Origin of the sequence: Nonomuraea sp. NPDC050310, from assembly GCF_040655795.1 — a bacterium.
Classification (GTDB): Bacteria; Actinomycetota; Actinomycetes; order Streptosporangiales; family Streptosporangiaceae; genus Nonomuraea.
Genome location: NZ_JBFAKP010000007.1, coordinates 129,163 through 148,204 on the forward strand (window position 1 = coordinate 129,163; position 19,042 = coordinate 148,204).

Here is a 19,042-nt window from a genome sequence, read left to right on the forward strand (position 1 = left end):
GCGGCCATCCGTATGAAGGTCGTCAAGAACGGCCAAATCCCCTCAAAACGGCGGTTTGCTGATCCCGCAGCCACCGGTCCCGGTGGTGGCGGAATCGAGTTGAGGAGTACGGATGGGTGACGTCATCTTCGTCGCCCTGACGATCGCGATCTTCGTGGTCTTCGGGTTCGTGGTGAAGGCGGTGGAGCGGCTGTGAGCGCCGTCAACGCCATCGGTCTGGCGGCCGCCGTCGTCATGGTGGTCTTCATGGTGGCAGCCCTGTTGTTCCCGGAGCGGTTCTGACATGGGCTGGATCTTCATCGTCTCCCTGGTCGTCGCCCTGGGCCTGGTCTACCGGCCGCTGGGCGACCACATGCACCGCGTCTACACCACCCCCCGGCACAGCAGGGTCGAACGCGGCCTCTACCGCCTGCTGGGCGTGGAGCCGGACGGCGAGCAGCGGTGGGGCGCCTACGCCCGCAGCCTGCTGGCCTTCTCCGTGTTGTCGGTCCTGTTCGTGTACGGCATGCAACGCCTCCAGGACAAGCTGTGGCTGAGCCTGGGCATGGCCCCGGTCCCCGACCACGTCGCCTGGAACACCGCGGTCAGCTTCGTGACGAACACGAACTGGCAGGCCTACTCCGGCGAGTCCACCATGGGCCACCTGACCCAGATGGCGGCGCTGGCCGTACAGAACTTCGTCTCCGCCGCCGTGGGCCTGGGGGTGGCCGTGGCGCTGGTGCGCGGGTTCGCCCGCCGGGGCAGCGACACCATCGGCAACTTCTGGGTGGACCTGGTGCGCGGCACGCTGCGCATCCTGCTGCCGATCGCCTTCGTGGGCGCGCTGGTCCTGGTCGCCGGCGGGGTGGTCCAGAACCTCGCCGGCCCGCAGGAGATCACCGGCCTGGCCGGCGGCACGCAGCACCTGACCGGAGGCCCGGTGGCCGGCCAGGAGGCGATCAAGGTGCTGGGCACCAACGGCGGCGGTTTCTACAACGCCAACTCCGCCCACCCCTTCGAGAACGCCACGAGCTGGACCAACTGGTTCGAGATCTTCCTGATCCTGCTCATCCCGATCTGCCTGACCCGCACCTTCGGCCGGATGGTCGGCCAGGTCCGCCAGGGCTACGCCATCCTCGCGGTGATGTCCGTGCTGGCCCTGACGTCGATGACGCTCGTCAACGTCTTCGAGCTCCAGGGCGGCGCGACCGTCCCGCAGGCGGCGGGCGCGGCGATGGAGGGCAAGGAGGTGCGCTTCGGCGTGGCCGACTCGGCCACCTTCGCCGCGGCGACCACGCTCACCAGCACCGGCGCGGTGAACTCCTTCCACGACTCCTACACCCCGTTCGGCGGCATGATGACGCTGGTCAACATGATGCTGGGCGAGGTCGCGCCGGGCGGCGCCGGCGCGGGCCTGTACGGGATGCTGATCCTCGCGGTGATCACCGTGTTCGTCGCCGGCCTCATGGTCGGCCGCACCCCCGAGTACCTCGGCAAGAAGATCGGTGCCCGCGAGATCAAGCTGGCCTCGCTGTACTTCCTGGTCACCCCGGTGCTGGTGCTGACCGGCACCGCGGTCGCGATGGGCAACCAGGCCGGCCTCGCCGCCATGCTGAACGACGGCCCGCACGGCTTCTCCGAGATCCTCTACGCCTTCACCAGCGCCTCCAACAACAACGGCTCGGCCTTCGGCGGTGTCACCGTCAACACCCCGTGGTACGACGTGGCGCTCGGCCTCTGCATGGCGCTGGGCCGCTTCCTGCCGATCATCTTCGTGCTGGCGCTGGCCGGCTCGCTGGCCAGGCAGACCCCCGTACCGGAGTCGGCGGGCACGCTGCCGACGCACCGGCCGCAGTTCGTCGGCCTGGTGGCCGGGGTCACCGTCGTCCTGGTCGCGCTCACCTTCCTCCCGGCGCTGGCGCTGGGACCCATCGCAGAAGGACTGTTCTGATGACCGCGCACCCGGTCGACGCCCCCCGCAAGGTCGGGGGCGGCCTGCTCGACCCCAGGCAACTGGTCGCCGCGCTCCCCGGCGCGGTCAGGAAGCTCAACCCGGCCACGCTCTGGCGCAACCCGGTGATGCTGGTCGTCGAGGCCGGCGCGGTCTTCACCACCGTCCTCGCGGTGCTGGAGCCGGGCGTGTTCGCCTGGGCGATCGTGGCCTGGCTCTGGCTGACCGTGCTCTTCGCCAACCTGGCCGAGGCGGTCGCCGAGGGCCGTGGCAAGGCCCAGGCGGCGACGCTGCGCGCCACCAAGCGCGACACCACCGCCCGCCGGGTCTCCGGCGAGCTGGTCGCCGCCGCCGAGCTGCGGCAGGGCGACGAGGTGGTGGTCGAGGCGGGGGAGATCGTCCCCGGCGACGGCGACGTGATCGAGGGCATCGCCAGCGTGGACGAGTCGGCGATCACCGGCGAGTCGGCCCCGGTCATCCGCGAGTCCGGCGGCGACCGCTCGGCGGTGACCGGCGGCACCCGGGTGCTGTCGGACCGCATCGTCGTGCGGATCACCCAGAAGCCCGGCGAGTCGTTCATCGACCGGATGATCGCCCTGGTCGAGGGGGCCGACCGGCAGAAGACGCCGAACGAGATCGCGCTCAACATCCTGCTCGCGGCGCTCACGATCATCTTCCTGGTCGCGACGATCACCATGCAGCCGTTCGCCGTCCACGCCAAGGCCGAGAACCCCGGCATCGCCGACTCCCTGGCGCTGACCGGCGACGGGGTGAGCGGGATCGTGCTGGTCTCGCTGCTGGTCTGCCTCATCCCGACGACGATCGGCGCGCTGCTCAGCGCGATCGGCATCGCCGGCATGGACCGCCTGGTCCAGCGGAACGTCCTGGCGATGTCCGGCCGCGCGGTGGAGGCCGCCGGGGACGTCAGCACGCTGCTGCTGGACAAGACCGGCACCATCACCCTCGGCAACCGCCAGGCCGGCGCGTTCGTGCCGGTCGGCGGGGTCGGCGAGCGGGAGCTGGCCTCGGCGGCCCAGCTCTCGTCGCTGGCCGACGAGACGCCGGAGGGCCGGTCCATCGTCGCCTTCGCCGAGGAGCGGTACGGCCTGCGCGAGCCCGAGCCGCAGGGCGCCGAGTGGGTGCCCTTCACCGCCCAGACCCGGATGTCCGGCGTGGACGCCGGAGGCCGGCAGATCCGCAAGGGCGCGGCCTCGGCGGTCCTGGCCTGGGTGCGCGAGCAGGGCGGCCTGCCGTCCGCCGAGGTGAGCACCCTGGTCGACGGCATCTCGGCGGCCGGCGGGACCCCGCTGGTGGTGGCCGAGAAGGGCCGCGTCCTGGGCGTCGTGCACCTCAAGGACGTGGTCAAGCCGGGCATGCGCGAACGCTTCGCCGAGATGCGCCGGATGGGCATCCGCACCGTCATGGTCACCGGCGACAACCCGCTGACCGCGCAGGCCATCGCCGCCGAGGCGGGCGTGGACGACTTCCTGGCCGAGGCCACCCCCGAGGACAAGCTCGCGCTGATCAGGAAGGAGCAGGAGGGCGGCCGGCTGGTCGCGATGACCGGCGACGGCACCAACGACGCCCCGGCGCTGGCGCAGTCGGACGTCGGCGTCGCCATGAACACCGGCACGAGCGCCGCCAAGGAAGCCGGCAACATGGTCGACCTCGACTCCGACCCCACCAAGCTGATCGAGATCGTGGAGATCGGCAAGCAGCTCCTCATCACCCGGGGCGCGCTGACCACCTTCTCCATCGCCAACGACATCGCCAAGTACTTCGCGATCATCCCGGCCATGTTCGCCGCGGTCTACCCGGGCCTGGACGCGCTCAACCTCATGCGCCTGGCCTCGCCCCAATCGGCGATCCTGTCCGCGGTGATCTTCAACGCCCTGGTGATCGTCGCGCTCATCCCGCTGGCGCTGCGCGGCGTGCGTTACCGGCCCTCCAGCGCGGCCAGGCTGCTGTCTCGCAACCTCACCCTGTACGGCCTGGGCGGCGTCGTGGCGCCGTTCCTCGGCATCAAGCTCATCGACCTGCTCATCTCGGGGATCGTGTGATGGAACGTCTGCCCAGTTGGATCCGCCAGCACCTGGCCGCGCTGCGGGCGCTCGCCGTGCTCACCGCCGTGCTCGGCGTCGCCTACCCGCTGGTCACCACCGGCGTCGCCCAGGCGGTGCTGCCCGCCAAGGCCGGCGGCTCGCTGGTCGAGAAGGACGGCCGGGTGGTGGGCAGCGCGCTCATCGGCCAGAGCTTCACCGACGCCGCCGGCGTGCCGATCGGGAAGTACTTCCAGTCGCGGCCCTCGGCCGCCGGCGACGGCTACGACCCGCTCGCCAGCGCCGCGAGCAACCTCGGCCCCGAGGACGTGCTGGACACCCTGCCGGCGGCGGGGCAGGAGGGGCGGCAGTCGCTGCTCACCCGGGTCTGCGCCCGGTCCAAGGCGGTCGGCGAGCTGGAGGGCGTAAGCGGGGCCAGGCCGTACTGCACGCCGGACGGCGTGGGCGCGGTGCTGAAGGTCTTCCCCGCGGTGGGCACGCCGGTGCGCGCGGTCAGCGTCAACCAGGCCTGCCCGGCCCAGCCGTTCCTCGCCGTCTACCAGGGCGTCCGGGTCGAGTGCGGCCGGCCCGGCGAGGACTACACCGCCGGCCGTACCGTGCCGGTCAGGGGGACGGCCGGGACGCCTGCCGTACCGGCCGACGCGGTGACGGCGAGCGGCTCGGGCCTGGACCCGCACATCTCCGTGGCCTACGCCGAGCTCCAGGCCCCGCGGGTGGCCCGGGAACGCGGCCTGGCCGCCGGCCGGGTCCGGGACCTGATCGGCGAGCACACCACCGGCCGGGCGCTGGGTTTCATGGGCCGGCCCGCGGTCAACGTGCTGGAACTCAACCTCGCGCTCGACCGGGGGTGAGCGACGCGGTCCTGAGCACCGTCCCGGATGGGGGAGAATGCCCGACGTGATTGTCGACAAAGCGATCTACTGCGACGGCGTTCGGCACACGATCGACGGCGACATCAGCGATGCCTTCGCCGCCGCCCGAAGCCGGGGCGAGTGCTTCCTGTGGATCGGCCTGCACGAGCCGACGCAGGAGGAGTTCGACCTGATCACCAGCGAGATCAGCCTCCACCCGCTGGCGGTGGAGGACGCCATCCACGCCCACCAGCGGCCCAAGCTCGAACGGTACGACGACACCCTGTTCATCGTGCTGAAGCCGCTGCTGTACGTGGAGGAGAGCTCCGACATCGAGGTCGGCGAGATCAACCTCTTCCTGGGCCGCGACTTCGTGCTCAGCGTCCGGCACGGCAAGGCCAACCCGCTGGGCGGGGTACGGCGGCGCATCGAGTCCGACCCCGAGCTGCTGGCCGCCGGCCCCGCCGGGGTGCTCTACGCCATCTGCGACGAGGTCGTCGACACCTACGGGCGCATCGCGCACGAGGTGGAGAACGACCTCATCGCCCTGGAGCAGCGGGTGTTCAGCGGTGAGCAGGACGACGTCACCGCCGACATCTACTCGCTCAAACGGGAGGTGCTGGAGTTCAGGACCGCGCAGGACCCGCTGATCCCGGTGCTGGAGGAGATCGTCAAGGGCCGGGTGGAGCAGTGCACCGCGAGCCGGGAGCAGTTCCGCGACGTCCTCGACCATCTGCTGCGGGTGGACGCCCGGGTCGACGAGCACAACGAGTTGCTGACCAGCGCGCTCAGCGCCCACCTGGCCCTGGTGGGACGCGAGCAGAGCGCGGCGGCGATGCAGCAGAACGCCGACATGCGCAAGATCTCCTCCTGGGCGGCGCTGATCGCCGTCCCCACGATGATCGCCGGGATTTACGGAATGAACTTCGACTACATGCCCGAGCTGCACTGGCTGCTCGGTTATCCGCTCAGCCTCGGGGTCATGGTGGTGGCCGTGATCATCGTGCACCGGCTGCTGCGCAAGAGCGGGTGGCTGTGAAGCCGCCGCCGTTCTTCCGCCGCCGGCCGTCGGTCAGCCGGCTGCTGCTGGCCGCGGTCGTCGCCTGGATCGTCCTGCTGACCGTGCTGATCCTGCTGGATCCGCAGAGCGCCGCCGCCGCGTCTATTACCCTTTAAGTAAATAGGGATTGCATGAATTGACAAGGGCAGGTGAGTCCGCGTGCGCGGAACGAGCAAGGCTTCTACCGTCGCATCCATGCCTACCGACGTGCCTACCGACGTGCCTACCGACGTGCCTACCGACGTGCCTACCGACGTGTCTTCCGACATCGACGCGTTGCTCCCCGCCCCGGACAGATCCGTTGTGGCGATCGAACCACCCCGGACCGGCGAGGGGTACTGGGCCGGCGCGCCCAGCGCCGTCGCCGCCGACGGGCAGATCTACCTGGCCTACCGGCTGCGCCGGCCCGTGGGGGCGGGCCGCGGCTACGCCATCGTGGTCGCCCGCTCGGCCGACGGCGAGCGCTTCCAGCCGGTGACGACCATCGCCCGCGAGCAGATGGCCGCCGAGTCGCTGGAGCGGCCCGCGCTCGTCCGCACCCCCGAGGGTCGCTGGCGGCTCTACCTGAGCTGCGCCACGCCGGGGACCAAGCACTGGCGGGTGGAGGTGCTGGAGGCCGCCGACCCGGCCGGCTTCGACCCGCGCACCCGCACGACCGTCCTGCCCGGCGACCCCAAGACCGGGGTCAAGGACCCGGTGATCGTCCACCGGGGCGGCCGGTGGCACCTGTGGGCCTCGGTCCACCCGCTGGCCGATCCCGACGAGGCCGACCGGATGGTCACCGACTACGCCACCAGCGAGGACGGCCTGGAGTGGGCCTGGCACGGCACCGCGCTGAGCGGGCGGCCGGGCTCCTGGGACGCCCGCGGCACGCGCGTGTCGGCCGTCCGCTTCGCCGGCGAGCAGGTGCTCGCCTTCTACGACGGCCGGGCCAGCGCGGCGGAGAACTACGAGGAGCGCACCGGGCTCGCCTGGGGTCGCGACCCGGCCGCGCTCAGCCCGATGGGCGCCGCCCCGGCCGCGACCTCCGCGCACGGCGGCGGCGGGCTGCGCTACGTCGATCTCGTGGACCTGCCCGGCGGCGGCACCCGGCTGTACTACGAGTACACCCGGCCCGACGGCGCCCACGAGTTGCGGACCGAGCTGCACTGAGGCCCGTGGTGCGGGCGGGCCGGAGTCACGCCGGCCGCCCGTTCCTGGCCTGGCGCTGGCCCGGCGGGCGCGGCCCGACCTGGCCGCCGGAGCGCTCGCGGGGCCGCAGCCAGTCGCCGAAGTCCTCGCCGGTGACGTCCTGGAGCAGCTCGATGTCGGCGGCGAAGTGGGGGATGAGCCGCTGCCGCTGCTCCCAGGTGAGCGGGATCCGCGCCTGACCGGGCCGCTGCAGACGGTCCTGCAGCCGGGAGCCGAGCCCACCGGACAGCCGGCGGCGCACCGCCGACAGCAGCGCGTGGAACGGCGTCGCCGTGGGCTGGGCGGTCACGTTCTCCCTGGGCAGCGCGGAGATCAGGCCGGGCCGTACGTCCAGGAAGGAGCAGATGCGGTCCAGGGTGTCGGCCGGGTGGTCGAGCAGGTCGCGGTAGCGGAAGGTCAGCACCTGCTCGCGCGGGAAGAGCGTGTACAGGTGCGCCAGTTGCTCGCCGTAGCGGCCGAGCCGGACGTAGTGCCAGAAGTGCGCCCACCCGGCGGCGATCCGCCGGTCCTCCTCGGCGCAGGCCCGCACCACGTCGTCCAGGGGTTCGAGGCCCGCCGACCACAGGTGCGCCCAGTTGGAGTGCGCGCGCTCGACCGGGTCGCGCAGCACGGCGATCAGCCGGGCGTGCGGGACGGCCGCGTGGATGCGCCGCTGGGCGGCCCGGTCGTAGAGGTAGAACGGCGTCGACTCGCCGCGTAAAGTCCCGGCGGGCGCGGCGGCGAACAGCGCCTCGTAGTCGGCGCGCCGCCAGACGTGCTCGCGCGAGGTCCGGGCGTCCCCCGGTCCGGCGCCGGCCGGCGGGCGGCCGTCGGTGAGGAAGTGCTTGGGCTCCTTCACGGCCGACAGGTACAGCTCCGGGTGGCCCTGGAGCGCCGCGTGCAGGGCGGTCGTCCCGGTTTTGGGCGCGCCGATGACGAGGAAGTCGGGCAGGGGCATGCAGGGCTTCCCTTCTCTTGATTCCTCCTTTTCCTACCAAATCTGTTGGATATTGCAAGGCCCCGCGGGTCAGCCGTTCTCCAGCGGGAACCAGTGCCCGTCCAGCGTGAGCCGGTCGGCCTCCTCCGGGCCCCAGCCACCCGGCCGGTAGACCACCGGCTCGCCGGCCGGGTCCAGCAGGTCGGCGACGATCCGCCAGCACTCCTCGACCTGGTCCATGCGGGCGAACCGCCGCGGGTCGCCCGAGACGGCGTCGGCCAGCACCCGCTCGTAGGCCCGCACGTCGTCACCCGACAGGCAGGTGAAGTCGACGCGGGCCGCCACGTGGTCGGGCTCGGCCCGGCGCGCGCTCTTGGCCAGCAGGTCGAAGGTGACGCCCGGATCGGGCGACAGCCGGAAGCGCACCAGGTTGGGGTCCGCCGCGTCCGCCGGATGCAGCTCCACGACGATCTCCAGGGTGGTGGCGGCCATGGCCTTGCCCGCCCGGATGGTGAACGGCACGCCGTCCCAGCGGTCGGTGCCGACGTACAGCCGCAGCGCCGCGTAGGTCTCGGTGACCGAGCCGGGCTCGACCCCCGCCACGTCGAGGTAGCCGGCGTACTGCCCGCGCACGTAGTCCCCGGCCGGTACGGCACGCACCGCCTTCAGCGCCGCCGCCTTCGCCGCCAGCATCGCCTCCGGCTCCTCGCCCTCGGGCCGCTCCATGACGAGGAAGGCCAGCGTCTGCAGCAAATGGTTCTGCACCACGTCCTGGAGCGCGCCCACCTCGTCGTAGAAGGAGCCGCGCTCGCCCACGTCGAAGTCCTCGGCCATGGTGATCTGCACGCTGCGCACGTGCGGCCGGGCCAGGGTGGCGCTCAGCAGCGTGTTGGCGAAGCGGAACACCAGCAGGTCCTCGATCACGTCCTTGCCCAGGAAGTGGTCGACCCGGCGCAGCCGCTCCTCGGGGAAGGACCGGGTCAGCTCGGCCTGCAGCGCGCGGGCGGAGGCCAGGTCGTGGCCGAACGGCTTCTCCACCACCAGGCGCGCGTGGTCGTTGAGTCCCACGTGGGCCAGGTTCGCCGCGACGGTGGCGAAGAGCGCCGGCGGGACGGCCAGGTAATGGGCCAGGAAGCCCAGCCCCTCGGTCTGCTCGGCGATGTCGGCGAAGGAGTCCGGCTCGGCGTAGTCCACGTGGGCCACCCGCAGCAGCTCGGCGAACCTGGCGAACACCTCCTCGTCCAGCCGCCCGTGCGCGGAGATCGCCTCGCGGGCGCGCCGCCGTACCTTCTCGGGGGTCCAGTCGCCGCGCACGACGCCGACGACCGGCACGGACAGGCGCTCGTCGGCGACCAGCCGGTAGAGCGCGGGCAGCAGGCTCTTCCTGGCCAGATCCCCGGTGACGCCGAACAGGACGAGGGCTCCCGCCGCTTCGGTGGTGGTCATGTGGTCGGCTCCTCTCCCGTCGGGTCCCTTTCCAGCGGGGGTTAAGCGAGATCTGCCGCCTCGGTAAAGATCCCGGTTTCGGCCGCTGTGTAAGGTCATCCCGTGATCACAGGTGCGGTGTCGCCGGTCCTGGTGGCACGGGAGGCCGAACTGGACCGGCTGGTCGCGGCGGTGTCGGCCGTGCGGTCGGTGCCCTCGCTGCCGTCGGTGAGCGTGGTGGCGGGCGAGGCCGGGATCGGCAAGACCCGGCTGGTGGCCGAACTGGCCGGCCGGCCCGAGGTCGCCGGGCTGCGCTGGCTGAAGGGCGGCTGCGGGCAGGTCAGGGAGCCGTTCCCGCTGGGGCCGGTGGTCGAGGCGCTGCGCGGACGGGCCGCCGACTTACGCGGGGCCGCCCTGTCGCCGGTGACCGGCGCGTTGCGCGCCCTGCTCCCCGAACTGCAGGAGGTGCTGCCGGAGGCGCCCGCGCCGCTGGAGGACCGCGCGGCCGAACGGCACCGCGTGCTGCGCGCCCTGGTCGAGGTGCTGGCCGCGCTGACCCCGGCGGTGCTGGTGCTGGAGGACCTGCACTGGGCCGACCAGCAGACGATCGAGTTCCTGACCTACCTGGTCCGGGCGCAGCCCGCCGGGCTGGCGGTGGTGCTGACCTACCGCGACGAGGAGGCCGATCCGGCGCTGCGCGCGGCGACCGCCCGCCCGGCCGACGCGGTCGCCGGCGAGCACATCGCGCTGCGCCCGCTGGACGTGGCCGGCACCCGCGCCCTGGCCGCGGCGATCCTGCAGACCGACGAGGTGTCGGCCGAGTTCGCCGAGCACCTGTGCGCCCGCTCCTCCGGGCTGCCGCTGGCCATCCAGGAACTGCTCGCCATGCTGCGCACGCAGGGCAAGCTCATCCGCTGGAAGGGCGGCTGGGCCCGCCGTACCCTCGACGAGCTCGACGTGCCCGCCGGGGTGCGCGCCCCGGTCCAGGAGCGCGTGGCGCGGATGCCGGCCGGCGCCCGCGCGGTCACCGAGGCGGCGGCCGTGCTGCGGCTGGCCGTCCCGGCCGGCACGCTCGTCGAGGTGGCCGGGGTGAGCGGCACCGACGCCCTCGACGAGGCGCTGGCCTCCGGGCTGCTCACCGAGCAGGGCGGGCTGGTCGCCTTCCGGCACGTGCTGGCCGCCGAGGCGGTCTACGAGGGCGTCACCCTCGGCCGCCGCCAGGCCCTGCACGCCGCCGCGGCCACCGCCATCCGCACGCTGCGGCCCGTCCCGCTCGGGCAGGTCGCCCACCACCTGCGGCACGCGGGCCGGCCGCAGGAATGGGTCACCGCGGCGGTCGCCGCCGCCGAGCACGCCGCCGGGCTGGGCAACGACGCCGAGGCCGCACGCCTGCTGGAGGAGGTGCTGCGGCACGCCGGCCTCGACCCGGTACGGCGGGCCGAGCTGACCATCCGCCTCGGCTGGGCGGCCACCTACACCCTGCGCATCCCCGCCATCGGCGAGCTGCTGGAGGAGGCGCTGACCCACGACCTGCCCCAGCGCCTGCGCGGCGAGCTGCGCATCCTGCTCGCCCTCTACCTCGACACCATCCGGGTGGACAACTCCCGCGTACGGCAGGCCTTCGCCGACGCGGTGCCCGACCTGGCCGACCTGCCCGAACTGGCCGCCTGGGCCATGGTCGGCATGGGCCTGCCCACCATGGCCGACGTGCCGTTCGCCGAGCGCCTGCCCTGGCTGGAGCGCGCCCTGGAGACGGTGCCGGCCGACGGTGAGCCGGGGCCGCGGGTGTTCGTGCTCGGCAAGGTCGCGATGGTCTTCGTCAGCTCCGGTGACCCCCGCTGGTGGGCGCTGACCGAACGCATCCTGGCCGAGACCGGCGGCCGCCCGACCGGCCGCCGGGAGGTCGGCGCCTACCGGTCCGTCGGCGGCTCCGCCGTCGACACCGGCCACCACCGGGTGGCGGCGCGGCTGCTGGAGGCCGCCCTCGACGCCGGCCGCGGCGCGAGCGGCTCGGCCCGGGACGACCTCGGCCTGCGCGCCGGCCTGGCCCTGGCCCGCTACCACGCCGGTGCGTGGGAGGGACTGCGCGAGGAGCTCGCCGAACTGCGCGAGCAGTGCGGCAACCGGCCGCACGAGCGCCTCCAGGTCGACCTCATCACGGCCTGCCTGGCCCCGGCGCCCAGCCGGCTCGACGCCGCCCGGACCATGCTCGCCGGGCTGGTGCGCGACCTGCGGGTGCGGGGCGACCTCGACATGCTCGGCGCCCCGGTGACCATGCTGCTGCGCCTGGCCACCGCCGGGGAACGGGCCGGGGCGGCGCTCGCGGAGACGGCCGACGTGGTCGCCGGGTGGGAGGCCAGGGACCTGTGGCCGGTGGGGGTGCGTGCCCTGCCCGCGCTGACCGGGGCCCTGCTGTCCGACGGGCGGGTGCGCGAGGCCGCCGAGCTGGCCGGCCGCTACGAGAACCGGCTGCGGGGGATGGACGCGCCGCTGGCCGTACCGGCGCTGGCGCAGGCCCGCGGGCACCTCGACGCGCACGCGGGGCGCTGGGCGCGGGCCGCGCAACGCTACGGCGAGGCGGCCGCGGCCTACGCCGAGCTGCCCGCCGCCTACGACGCCGCCCAGGCGGTCGAGCAGCAGGCGGCGTGCCTGTTCGAGCTCGGCGACCCCGGCGCGGGGGACGCGCTGACCCGGGCGGTCGAGACCTACACCCGGCTGGAGGCGCGCTGGGACCTCGACCGGGCCACCCAGCTCGGCCGCCGCTGGGGCCTGCGGCCCGCCGGCCGGATCCGGTCCGGCGCGGGCGTGGACGGCGAGGCGGCCGGCCTGTCGGCGCGGCAGGCGCAGGTCGCGCGGCTGGCGGCGACCGGGCTGACCAACCAGGAGATCGCGCGGCAGATGTTCCTGTCGCCCAAGACGGTCGACAAGCACCTGGGCGTGGCGATGCGCAAGCTGGGCGCCCGCTCCCGCACCGAACTCGGCCGCCACCTCGGCGGATGATCCTCGTCCCGGGCGCGGACACCACAGGCGGCTGACCCGTGTCCCGAGCATCCCAGGCGGGTGATCCTTGTCCCGGGCACCCCAGGCGGGTGATCCTTGTCCCGGGTACCCCAGCCGGGTGCGCCGGAATTGGGGTGTTCACCCCATGCCCGCCCCATACCTGCCGCCCCGCCCGCCGCGCGAGTCTTTTGCCATGCCCGAAGACACGCCCGACCGCCCCGGTCCATCCGGGCCCGAACTCCCACCGGACGAGCAGGAGAGCCCCGAGGAGTCCCAGCCGCCGGACGGCTTCGAGCCGCTGTGATCACCCCCCGCGAAAGGCGAGACACCCCCTCATGCGCATGACCACCCCACCGGGAGGAGCGGCGTGAGCCGGCTCCGGCGCGGCTCGCTCGCGCTCACCTCGGTCCTCGCGCTGGCCGCCGGCACCCTGGCGATCCAGCCCACCGCTCAGGCCCAGACCCGGAACCAGACCCAGAACCAGACCCCGCCGCAGCAGCCCTTCGCCCTGAAGGGCGTCGGCAAGGGACCGCACACCGTCACCCTGATCACCGGCGACCGGATCACCCTCACCGACGTCGGCGCCGGGCGCTACGAGATCAGCCAGCAGGGCGGCGCCCGCCCGGACGGCCGCGTCGCCTCCCTCTTCGTGCGCACCGGGCCGGACGGCGTCTACGCCCTGCCCGACGACGCCTTCCCCGCCATCCAGTCCGGCCTGCTCGACCGCGAGCTGTTCAACGTCAAGTACCTGGCCGAGAACGGCTACACCGACGCCCAGACCAAGAACCTGCCGGTCATCGTGCAGTACCCCAAGGGCTTCGCCGCCGCGCGGACCTCGGCCGACGCCATGCCGGCCAGCGCGCCCACCGCGACGCTGGAGAGCATCAACGGCGCCGCGCTCGACGTCACCAAGGGCGAGGCCGGGGCCTTCTGGGCCGCGCTGCACGCCGCTCCCGACGCCAAGGGGACCGCCCGGCTGCAGGGCGGCGTCGCCAAGGTCTGGCTGGACCGCAAGGTCAAGGCCGACCTGGCCGAGAGCGTCCCGCAGATCGGTGCGCCGGAGGCGTGGAAGGCCGGGCACGACGGCGCCGGCGTGTCCGTCGCGGTCCTGGACACCGGCATCGACGCCGCCCACCCCGACCTCGCCGGGAAGATCACCGAGGCGCGCTCGTTCATCCCGGACGAGACCGTCAAGGACGGCCACGGCCACGGCACCCACGTCGCCACCACCATCGCCGGCTCCGGCGCCGCCTCCAACGGCGCGAACAAGGGCGTCGCGCCCGGCGCCCGCCTGCTGGTCGGCAAGGTGCTCGACGACGGCGGGTCCGGCGCGGAGTCCGGGATCATCGAGGCGATGGAGTGGGCCACCGCGGCCGGCGCCAAGGTGGTCAGCATGAGCCTCGGCGCGAACGCCACCGACGGCACCGACCCGATGAGCCAGGCGGTCAACGACCTGTCCGCCGCCACCGGCGCGCTGTTCGTCATCGCCGCGGGCAACAACGGCGGCCAGGAGACCGTCGGCACGCCCGGCACCGCGGACGCCGCGCTGACCGTCGGCGCGGTGGACAAGTCCGGCAAGCAGGCCGACTTCGCCAGCCAGGGACCGCGCGTCGGCGACGGCGCGCTCAAGCCCGACATCACCGCCCCCGGCGTCGACATCGCCGCCGGCCGCGCCGCCGGCACCGCGATGGGCAGCCCGGTCGACGAGCACTACACCAAGGCCTCCGGCACCTCCATGGCCACCCCGCACGTCGCCGGCGCCGCGGCCATCGTCGCCCAGGCGCACCCGGACTGGACCGGGCAGCAGCTCAAGGCGGCGCTGATGTCCACCGCCAAGGACACCGGCGGCACGGTCTACGAGCGCGGCGCGGGCCTGGTCGACGCGGGCCGCGCGGCGACGCAGCGCGTCTTCGCCGTGACCCCGAGCCTCGACTTCCGCCTGATCGACGCCACGGGCAAGCCGCAGACCCGCGAGCTGACCTACACCAACCTCGGCGACCAGCCGGTCACCCTGGCGCTGAAGCCGGCCATGGACGGGCTGAGCGTCGCCGACGCCAGCCTGACCGTCCCCGCCAAGGGCACCGCCACCACCACCGTCACCCTCAAGACCGAGGGGCTGCCCATCGGCCTGTACGGCGGAGCCGTCACCGCCGAGGCCGACGGCCTGCGCCTGACCACCCCCGTCGGCGCGGTGCGCGACGTGCCGACGGTCGAGCTGACCATCCGCACCCTGGGCCGCGACGGCAAGCCGATCACCCCTTTCGCCCAGGACGTCATCGACCTCGACGGCCGCAAGGGCCAGCTCGGCCCGCACCTGATCGTCGACCACGGCGTCGTGGTGACCCGCGTCCCGGTGGGCACGATCAGCGTCCTGCAGATCGTGGAGTGGGTCGACGCCGACAGCAAGCGCAACCGCGCCTGGCTGTTCGAGCCCGAGCTCACCGTCACCGGCGACACCGAGATCACGCTGGACGTCCGCAAGACCACCCAGGTCCGCTTCAGCACCCCCAAGCCGGCCGAACCGCTGAACAACGGCTACAACACCTTCTACCAGCGCACCAACGCCAAGGGGCAGGTCTTCTCCGGAGCCCTGGTCAACGGCGTGCCGACCGGCTCGTGGGGCAAGCTGTGGGTGTCGCCGACCGAGAAGGTCACCAAGGGCGGCTTCCGGTTCTCCACTCAGTGGACCCTCGGCCGCGCCGAGGTCGCCATGAGCGTGCTCGGGCGGCGCGGCGCGACCAAGCTCGACCCGGCCGTGAACCTGCACTGGCAGGGCCAGGTCGACAGCCACCCCGACTGGAAGCCGTTCACCGGCACCGCCGATCTGAAGCTGGCCGACGTCGGCCAGGGCAGCCCCGAGGAGCTCGCCGGGCGCGACCTGCGCGGCAAGCTCGTCCTGATGGGCGCGGAAGGCGTGCACGACCCCTTCGGCAACCCCGTCTGCGGCGCGCAGATCGAGCGCATCGGCGCCGTTCGCGACGCCGGGGCGGCCGGTCTGCTGATCTACCCGCTGGCCGAGACCGGCTGCGCGGTCCCGCTGCCGATGTGGCAGAAGCCGTTCTCCGGCCCGCCCAAGCCGATCGGCATCCCCAACGCCCACCTGTCCACCAAGGAGGGCCTGGCCCTGCGGGAGCAGGCCGGACGCGGCCCGGTCACCATCCGGGTGGAGGGGCACCGGTACTCGCCCTACACCTACGCGCTCACCCCGTACGAGGAGGGGCGCATCCCCGACTCCCTGCACTACACCGTGCGCGAGCGGGACACCGCCCGGGTCGACCTGGCCATCCGGGCGCCTCGCTCGACCGGGTTCTGGGAGTGGACCTACGCCTTCAAGGTGGACGACGCCACCCGCTGGGGCATCTCGCCCTCCGAATCCGACCTGGTCGGTGAGGGGCCGCAGGTCCGTCCCGAGTACGTGTGGCCGACCGACCCGACGGTGGCGCACCTGCGCGGCATGGCGCTCGACCCGACCGGAACCCAGGGCGTCAACGCGCGCTACCTGACCGAGGTCCATCCGCGGCCGGGCCGTACCGGGCAGGTGTGGTTCGCGCCGGGGACGCCGGGCGCGGCGACGGTGGGCGACGCCGCGGCGGCGCTGCCCGACCCCAAGGCCGGCGTGCTCGAACAGCAGCCGCTGGGCCTCACCTGCGCGATCTGCGTGCAGGGCGACAAGCTGTGGGCCGACTTCTCCGAGGTCTCCGGCGTCGGCGCGACCCGCGTGGACGGCGACGCCTACTGGTCGGTCGCGCAGCCGTTCACCCCGAACTACGAGACGCACCTGTACCGCGACGGGAAGGAGATCGCCCGGGAGGGCGTCGAGCCGGTGGCCGGCAACGCGCCGCGCTTCACGCTCCCGGCCACCGAGGGCGTCTACCGGCTGACCGCCAAGAACGCCGTGCACGACGTCGAGTGGACCTTCACCGGCCCGCCCGCCGCCGGCGCGGTCCAGCCCGGCGCGGCCTGCAACTCCTGGTTCATCGAGGGGACCGGCGAGCACTGCCGGCCCACCCCGGCGGTGTTCGTCAGCTACGCCCTCGGCGGCGAGGCCGACAACAGCGTCGCGGCCGGTCGCCGGCACACCTTCGAGGTCGAGGCCTACCACTCGCGCTCGACGGCGCCGATGCCGAAGATCGCGGGCCTCAAGGTCTGGGCCAGCACGGACGACGGGGCCACCTGGCAGCCGGTCACGCTCAAGCGTGAGCGGGACGGCCGGTACACCGCCTCCGTCCGCTACCCCGCCCTCCGCGCCACCACCGGCGCGGTCAGCCTCCGGGCCGAGGCGTGGGACGCGGCGGGCAACCGGGTGAAGCAGACCAGCACCCGGATCCTGCCCCTGCGCTGACGATCCACCGGCGCCCCTCCCTCAGCCTGGGGGAGGGGCGCCGGTTGCGTTCAGGGCTTTCACGAGGCGAGGTGGCGTTCGCGGGCGTCGAGCAGCTCGTCCCAGTGCTCCGCGGCCCACTCGCAGGCCACCCTGAGCGGTTCGAGCAGGCTGCGCCCCAGCGGGGTCAGGGCGTACTCCACGCCGTCGCGCGGGTCCGGGTGGACGGTGCGGGACACCAGGCCGTCGCGTTCCAGGCCGCGCAGCGACTGGGTGAGCACCTTCGGGGTGACGCGGTGCAGCGGGACCCGGAGCTCGGAGAAGCGCCGCGGGCCCGCCTCCAGGCAGTACATGACCAGCGCGGCCCACTTGTCGCCGAAGCGGAAGGGCAGTAGCGACGACGGGCAGAGCTCGTCGAACAGGTCAGCAGGCAACGGCCGCCGGTGCGTCATGGTCTCTCCTGCTCGTCGACGGTGGGGCGGGAGTTCGGTATCCGGGAGGTAACCACCCCGATGGCTACCGTCGGGGGCACCGAGGTACCAGCTCGGAGCACCGAGGCACCAGGAGGTATTCCATCATGAGCAAGTTCGTGGTTTTCGGCGCAGGCGGCCGGGCCGGACGGCAGGCCGTCGCCGAGGCGGTCCGCCGCGGGCACCAGGTCACCGCGGTGGTCCGTGACCCGTCCCGCTACACCGGCCCGCTGGACGCCGGCGTCCAGGTCGTCGCCGGGGACGTCACCGACCCGGCGGACGTGGCGGCCTTCGCCGCCGGGCACGACGCCGCCGTCAACGCCGCGGCGGTGGTGGAGCCGGACACCTTCTTCCCCGCCGCCGCCCGCGCCCTCAACCAGGGCCTGCGGCAGGCCGGGGTGCGCCGCCTGGTGGCGGTCGGCCTCGCCTCGCTGCTGCCCGACCCGGCCGGCGTCCCGCTGATGGACCAGCCCGGCTTCCCCGCCCAGTTCCGCCCCTTCTGCCTCGGCCACGCCGCCGGCCTGGAGGTGCTCCGCGCCGAGGACAACCCGCTGGACTGGGTGTACATCAGCCCGGTGGGCGACTTCGACCACGACGGCGAGCGCACCGGCCGCTACGAGATCGGCCGGCACGGCGACCCCGCGGCCCGCATCTCCTACGCCGACTTCGCCATCGTCCTGCTCGACGAGGCCGAGACCCCGCGTCACCGCCACGTCCACCTGGCGGTGAGCTGACCCCCGGCGCCGGTCTCAGGGCCCTGAGCGGGCGGCGGCGTCCATGGGGATCGCGGCGGTGCTGCGGCCGTCGGGGTCGAGCAGGCGGCCCAGGCGCTTGACCCAGCGGAGCGTCACGCAGCGGTCCACCACGGACGCCTCGGGCCAGGCCGTCAGCAGCCGGGCCTCGAAGGCCGACAGCTCGTCCAGCGAGCGGACCCACACGTTGACCATGAGGTTGGCCTCGCCGACGACCGACAGGACCATCCGGGTCTCGCGGAGCTCGGCGATCCCGTCGGCGACCGGGTCGAGCAGCGGGGCCGGGACGGCCAGCCAGAGCATGGCGGTCACCCGCCAGCCGGCCAGCCGGTGCGCGGCCTCGCACCGCAGGACCGCCCGGCCGCTGGAGAGCATGCCGTTCAGCAGCCGGCGGACCCGCGCCTCCGACGAGCCCAGCAGCTCGGCGAGCGCCGCGTAGGAGCGGCGGCCGTCGGCGGCCAGCGCGTGCATCAGGGTGAGCTCGTCGGGGCGGAGCAGGCCGGAGTCGCGGGCGGCGGGTGAGCCGTGCTCCAGGCCGAGGCGTTGCTCCCGGTTGAGCGAGTCGAGCCGCCACCGGCTGGCCTCACGGTAGAGCCGCTGGCCGGGGTGGGTCCGGGTGAACCGGACGCCGTCGAGGGCGCCGACGCGGCGCAGCACGTAATCGCCGGCGCGGGCGAGGTCGGTGGTGATCACCGTGAGCAGCAGGTCGCGCCGCCCGGTCGTGCACTCGACGCTGATCGCCTGCGGGTCGGCGGCCAGCCTCGCCGCCACCTCCTCCAGCGCGCCGGGCACGCAGCCCACCTCCACCATGGCGAAGGCGTGGTAGGGCACCTGCGAGGGCCCGGCGGCGCAGGTCACCCAGGCCTCGCCCGAGGCGCTGAGCCGGGCCCAGCGCCGCGACAGGGTGGCCGCGTCCACGCCGAGCGGCGCCGCCAGCCGGCTCCAGGGCGCGCGGGGATCGAGCTGGAGCGCGTTGATCAACGCGAGGTCGAGCTCGTCGAGTGCGGGATCCGTGCGTACGGCCCGGCTTCCTGACGGCATTCGTGCATTTTACGCCGCGGAACAG

General features: G+C 73.6%; 14 protein-coding genes. 9 read left to right on the forward strand and 5 right to left on the reverse strand.

Going from position 1 to position 19,042, the window contains the following annotated elements:
- Nucleotides 1–42: 42 nt before the first annotated feature.
- On the reverse strand, nt 43–300 hold the full coding sequence (locus tag AB0I67_RS19565) for a hypothetical protein (RefSeq protein ID WP_357925209.1): 258 nt from the start codon (nt 298–300) through the stop codon (nt 43–45).
- Here AB0I67_RS19565 and kdpA point away from each other — a divergent pair.
- The 6 genes from kdpA to AB0I67_RS19595 all read left to right on the forward strand — a co-directional run bounded on the left by kdpA (nt 284) and on the right by AB0I67_RS19595 (nt 7,053).
- Nucleotides 284–1,930 carry a potassium-transporting ATPase subunit KdpA gene (kdpA, locus tag AB0I67_RS19570; protein WP_357925211.1) on the forward strand — a complete coding sequence of 549 codons (1,647 nt, stop codon included), beginning with the start codon at nt 284–286 and terminating at the stop codon, nt 1,928–1,930. The two genes, AB0I67_RS19565 and kdpA, sit on opposite strands and share 17 nt — an antisense overlap.
- Nucleotides 1,930–3,990 carry a potassium-transporting ATPase subunit KdpB gene (gene kdpB, locus AB0I67_RS19575; RefSeq protein WP_357925213.1) on the forward strand — a complete coding sequence of 687 codons (2,061 nt, stop codon included), beginning with the start codon at nt 1,930–1,932 and terminating at the stop codon, nt 3,988–3,990. The genes kdpA and kdpB overlap by 1 nt, the downstream gene beginning before the upstream one ends.
- Nucleotides 3,990–4,841, forward strand: coding sequence for a potassium-transporting ATPase subunit C (locus AB0I67_RS19580; protein WP_357925215.1), 852 nt, complete (start codon nt 3,990–3,992; stop codon nt 4,839–4,841). Before kdpB ends, AB0I67_RS19580 begins: the two co-directional genes overlap by 1 nt.
- Nucleotides 4,842–4,878: 37 nt before the next feature.
- On the forward strand, nt 4,879–5,880 hold the full coding sequence (locus tag AB0I67_RS19585) for a magnesium and cobalt transport protein CorA (protein WP_357925218.1): 1,002 nt from the start codon (nt 4,879–4,881) through the stop codon (nt 5,878–5,880).
- A complete protein-coding gene (locus AB0I67_RS19590; protein WP_357925221.1) occupies nt 5,871–6,017 on the forward strand; it encodes a hypothetical protein in 147 nt (48 codons plus the stop codon). Before AB0I67_RS19585 ends, AB0I67_RS19590 begins: the two co-directional genes overlap by 10 nt.
- A 79-nt stretch (nt 6,018–6,096) precedes the next feature.
- The gene (locus AB0I67_RS19595; RefSeq protein ID WP_357925224.1) at nt 6,097–7,053 is read left to right on the forward strand and encodes a hypothetical protein; all 957 of its coding nucleotides are present in this window, start codon (nt 6,097–6,099) and stop codon (nt 7,051–7,053) included.
- Nucleotides 7,054–7,078: 25 nt separating this feature from the next.
- Here the strand turns inward: AB0I67_RS19595 and AB0I67_RS19600 are convergent, their stop codons facing one another.
- Complete coding sequence (locus tag AB0I67_RS19600) at nt 7,079–8,029, reverse strand: sulfotransferase (RefSeq protein WP_357925227.1); 951 nt, start codon at nt 8,027–8,029, stop codon at nt 7,079–7,081.
- A 69-nt stretch (nt 8,030–8,098) separates the two neighbouring features.
- Complete coding sequence (locus tag AB0I67_RS19605; RefSeq protein WP_357925229.1) at nt 8,099–9,454, reverse strand: glucose-6-phosphate dehydrogenase; 1,356 nt, start codon at nt 9,452–9,454, stop codon at nt 8,099–8,101.
- A 102-nt stretch (nt 9,455–9,556) separates the two neighbouring features.
- Here AB0I67_RS19605 and AB0I67_RS19610 point away from each other — a divergent pair, with 102 nt between their 5' ends.
- Together AB0I67_RS19610 and AB0I67_RS19615 are read left to right on the forward strand one after the other, a co-directional pair.
- Nucleotides 9,557–12,433 carry an AAA family ATPase gene (locus AB0I67_RS19610; RefSeq protein WP_357925231.1) on the forward strand — a complete coding sequence of 959 codons (2,877 nt, stop codon included), beginning with the start codon at nt 9,557–9,559 and terminating at the stop codon, nt 12,431–12,433.
- 367 nt (nt 12,434–12,800) lie between these two features.
- Entirely contained in the window at nt 12,801–16,775 is a 3,975-nt protein-coding gene (locus AB0I67_RS19615) for a S8 family serine peptidase (RefSeq protein WP_357925233.1), read from the forward strand.
- Nucleotides 16,776–16,834: 59 nt separating this feature from the next.
- Here AB0I67_RS19615 and AB0I67_RS19620 read toward each other — a convergent pair whose 3' ends face one another.
- Nucleotides 16,835–17,206 (reverse strand): helix-turn-helix domain-containing protein, encoded by a 372-nt coding sequence (locus AB0I67_RS19620; RefSeq protein ID WP_357925236.1) that lies wholly within the window; start codon nt 17,204–17,206, stop codon nt 16,835–16,837.
- Between the two features lie 125 nt (nt 17,207–17,331).
- On the opposite strand from AB0I67_RS19620, the gene AB0I67_RS19625 reads away from it, so the two are divergent.
- A complete protein-coding gene (locus AB0I67_RS19625; RefSeq protein ID WP_357925238.1) occupies nt 17,332–17,958 on the forward strand; it encodes an NAD(P)H-binding protein in 627 nt (208 codons plus the stop codon).
- A gap of 15 nt (nt 17,959–17,973) precedes the next feature.
- Here the strand turns inward: AB0I67_RS19625 and AB0I67_RS19630 are convergent, their stop codons facing one another.
- Nucleotides 17,974–19,017, reverse strand: a complete 1,044-nt coding sequence (locus AB0I67_RS19630; protein ID WP_357925240.1) for an Lrp/AsnC family transcriptional regulator — start codon at nt 19,015–19,017, stop codon at nt 17,974–17,976.
- Nucleotides 19,018–19,042: the final 25 nt, after the last annotated feature.

What these genes read in the sequence shown, in the direction of transcription:
- kdpA (WP_357925211.1), top strand. Translation starts at nt 284, where the DNA reads ATGGGCTGGATCTTCATCGTCTCCCTGGTCGTCGCCCTGGGCCTGGTC.
- AB0I67_RS19565 (WP_357925209.1), bottom strand. Translation starts at nt 300, where the DNA reads ATGAAGATCCAGCCCATGTCAGAACCGCTCCGGGAACAACAGGGCTGC.
- kdpB (WP_357925213.1), top strand. Translation starts at nt 1,930, where the DNA reads ATGACCGCGCACCCGGTCGACGCCCCCCGCAAGGTCGGGGGCGGCCTG.
- AB0I67_RS19580 (WP_357925215.1), top strand. Translation starts at nt 3,990, where the DNA reads ATGGAACGTCTGCCCAGTTGGATCCGCCAGCACCTGGCCGCGCTGCGG.
- AB0I67_RS19585 (WP_357925218.1), top strand. Translation starts at nt 4,879, where the DNA reads ATGCCCGACGTGATTGTCGACAAAGCGATCTACTGCGACGGCGTTCGG.
- AB0I67_RS19595 (WP_357925224.1), top strand. Translation starts at nt 6,097, where the DNA reads ATGCCTACCGACGTGCCTACCGACGTGCCTACCGACGTGCCTACCGAC.
- AB0I67_RS19600 (WP_357925227.1), bottom strand. Translation starts at nt 8,029, where the DNA reads ATGCCCCTGCCCGACTTCCTCGTCATCGGCGCGCCCAAAACCGGGACG.
- AB0I67_RS19605 (WP_357925229.1), bottom strand. Translation starts at nt 9,454, where the DNA reads ATGACCACCACCGAAGCGGCGGGAGCCCTCGTCCTGTTCGGCGTCACC.
- AB0I67_RS19620 (WP_357925236.1), bottom strand. Translation starts at nt 17,206, where the DNA reads ATGACGCACCGGCGGCCGTTGCCTGCTGACCTGTTCGACGAGCTCTGC.
- AB0I67_RS19625 (WP_357925238.1), top strand. Translation starts at nt 17,332, where the DNA reads ATGAGCAAGTTCGTGGTTTTCGGCGCAGGCGGCCGGGCCGGACGGCAG.
- AB0I67_RS19630 (WP_357925240.1), bottom strand. Translation starts at nt 19,017, where the DNA reads ATGCCGTCAGGAAGCCGGGCCGTACGCACGGATCCCGCACTCGACGAG.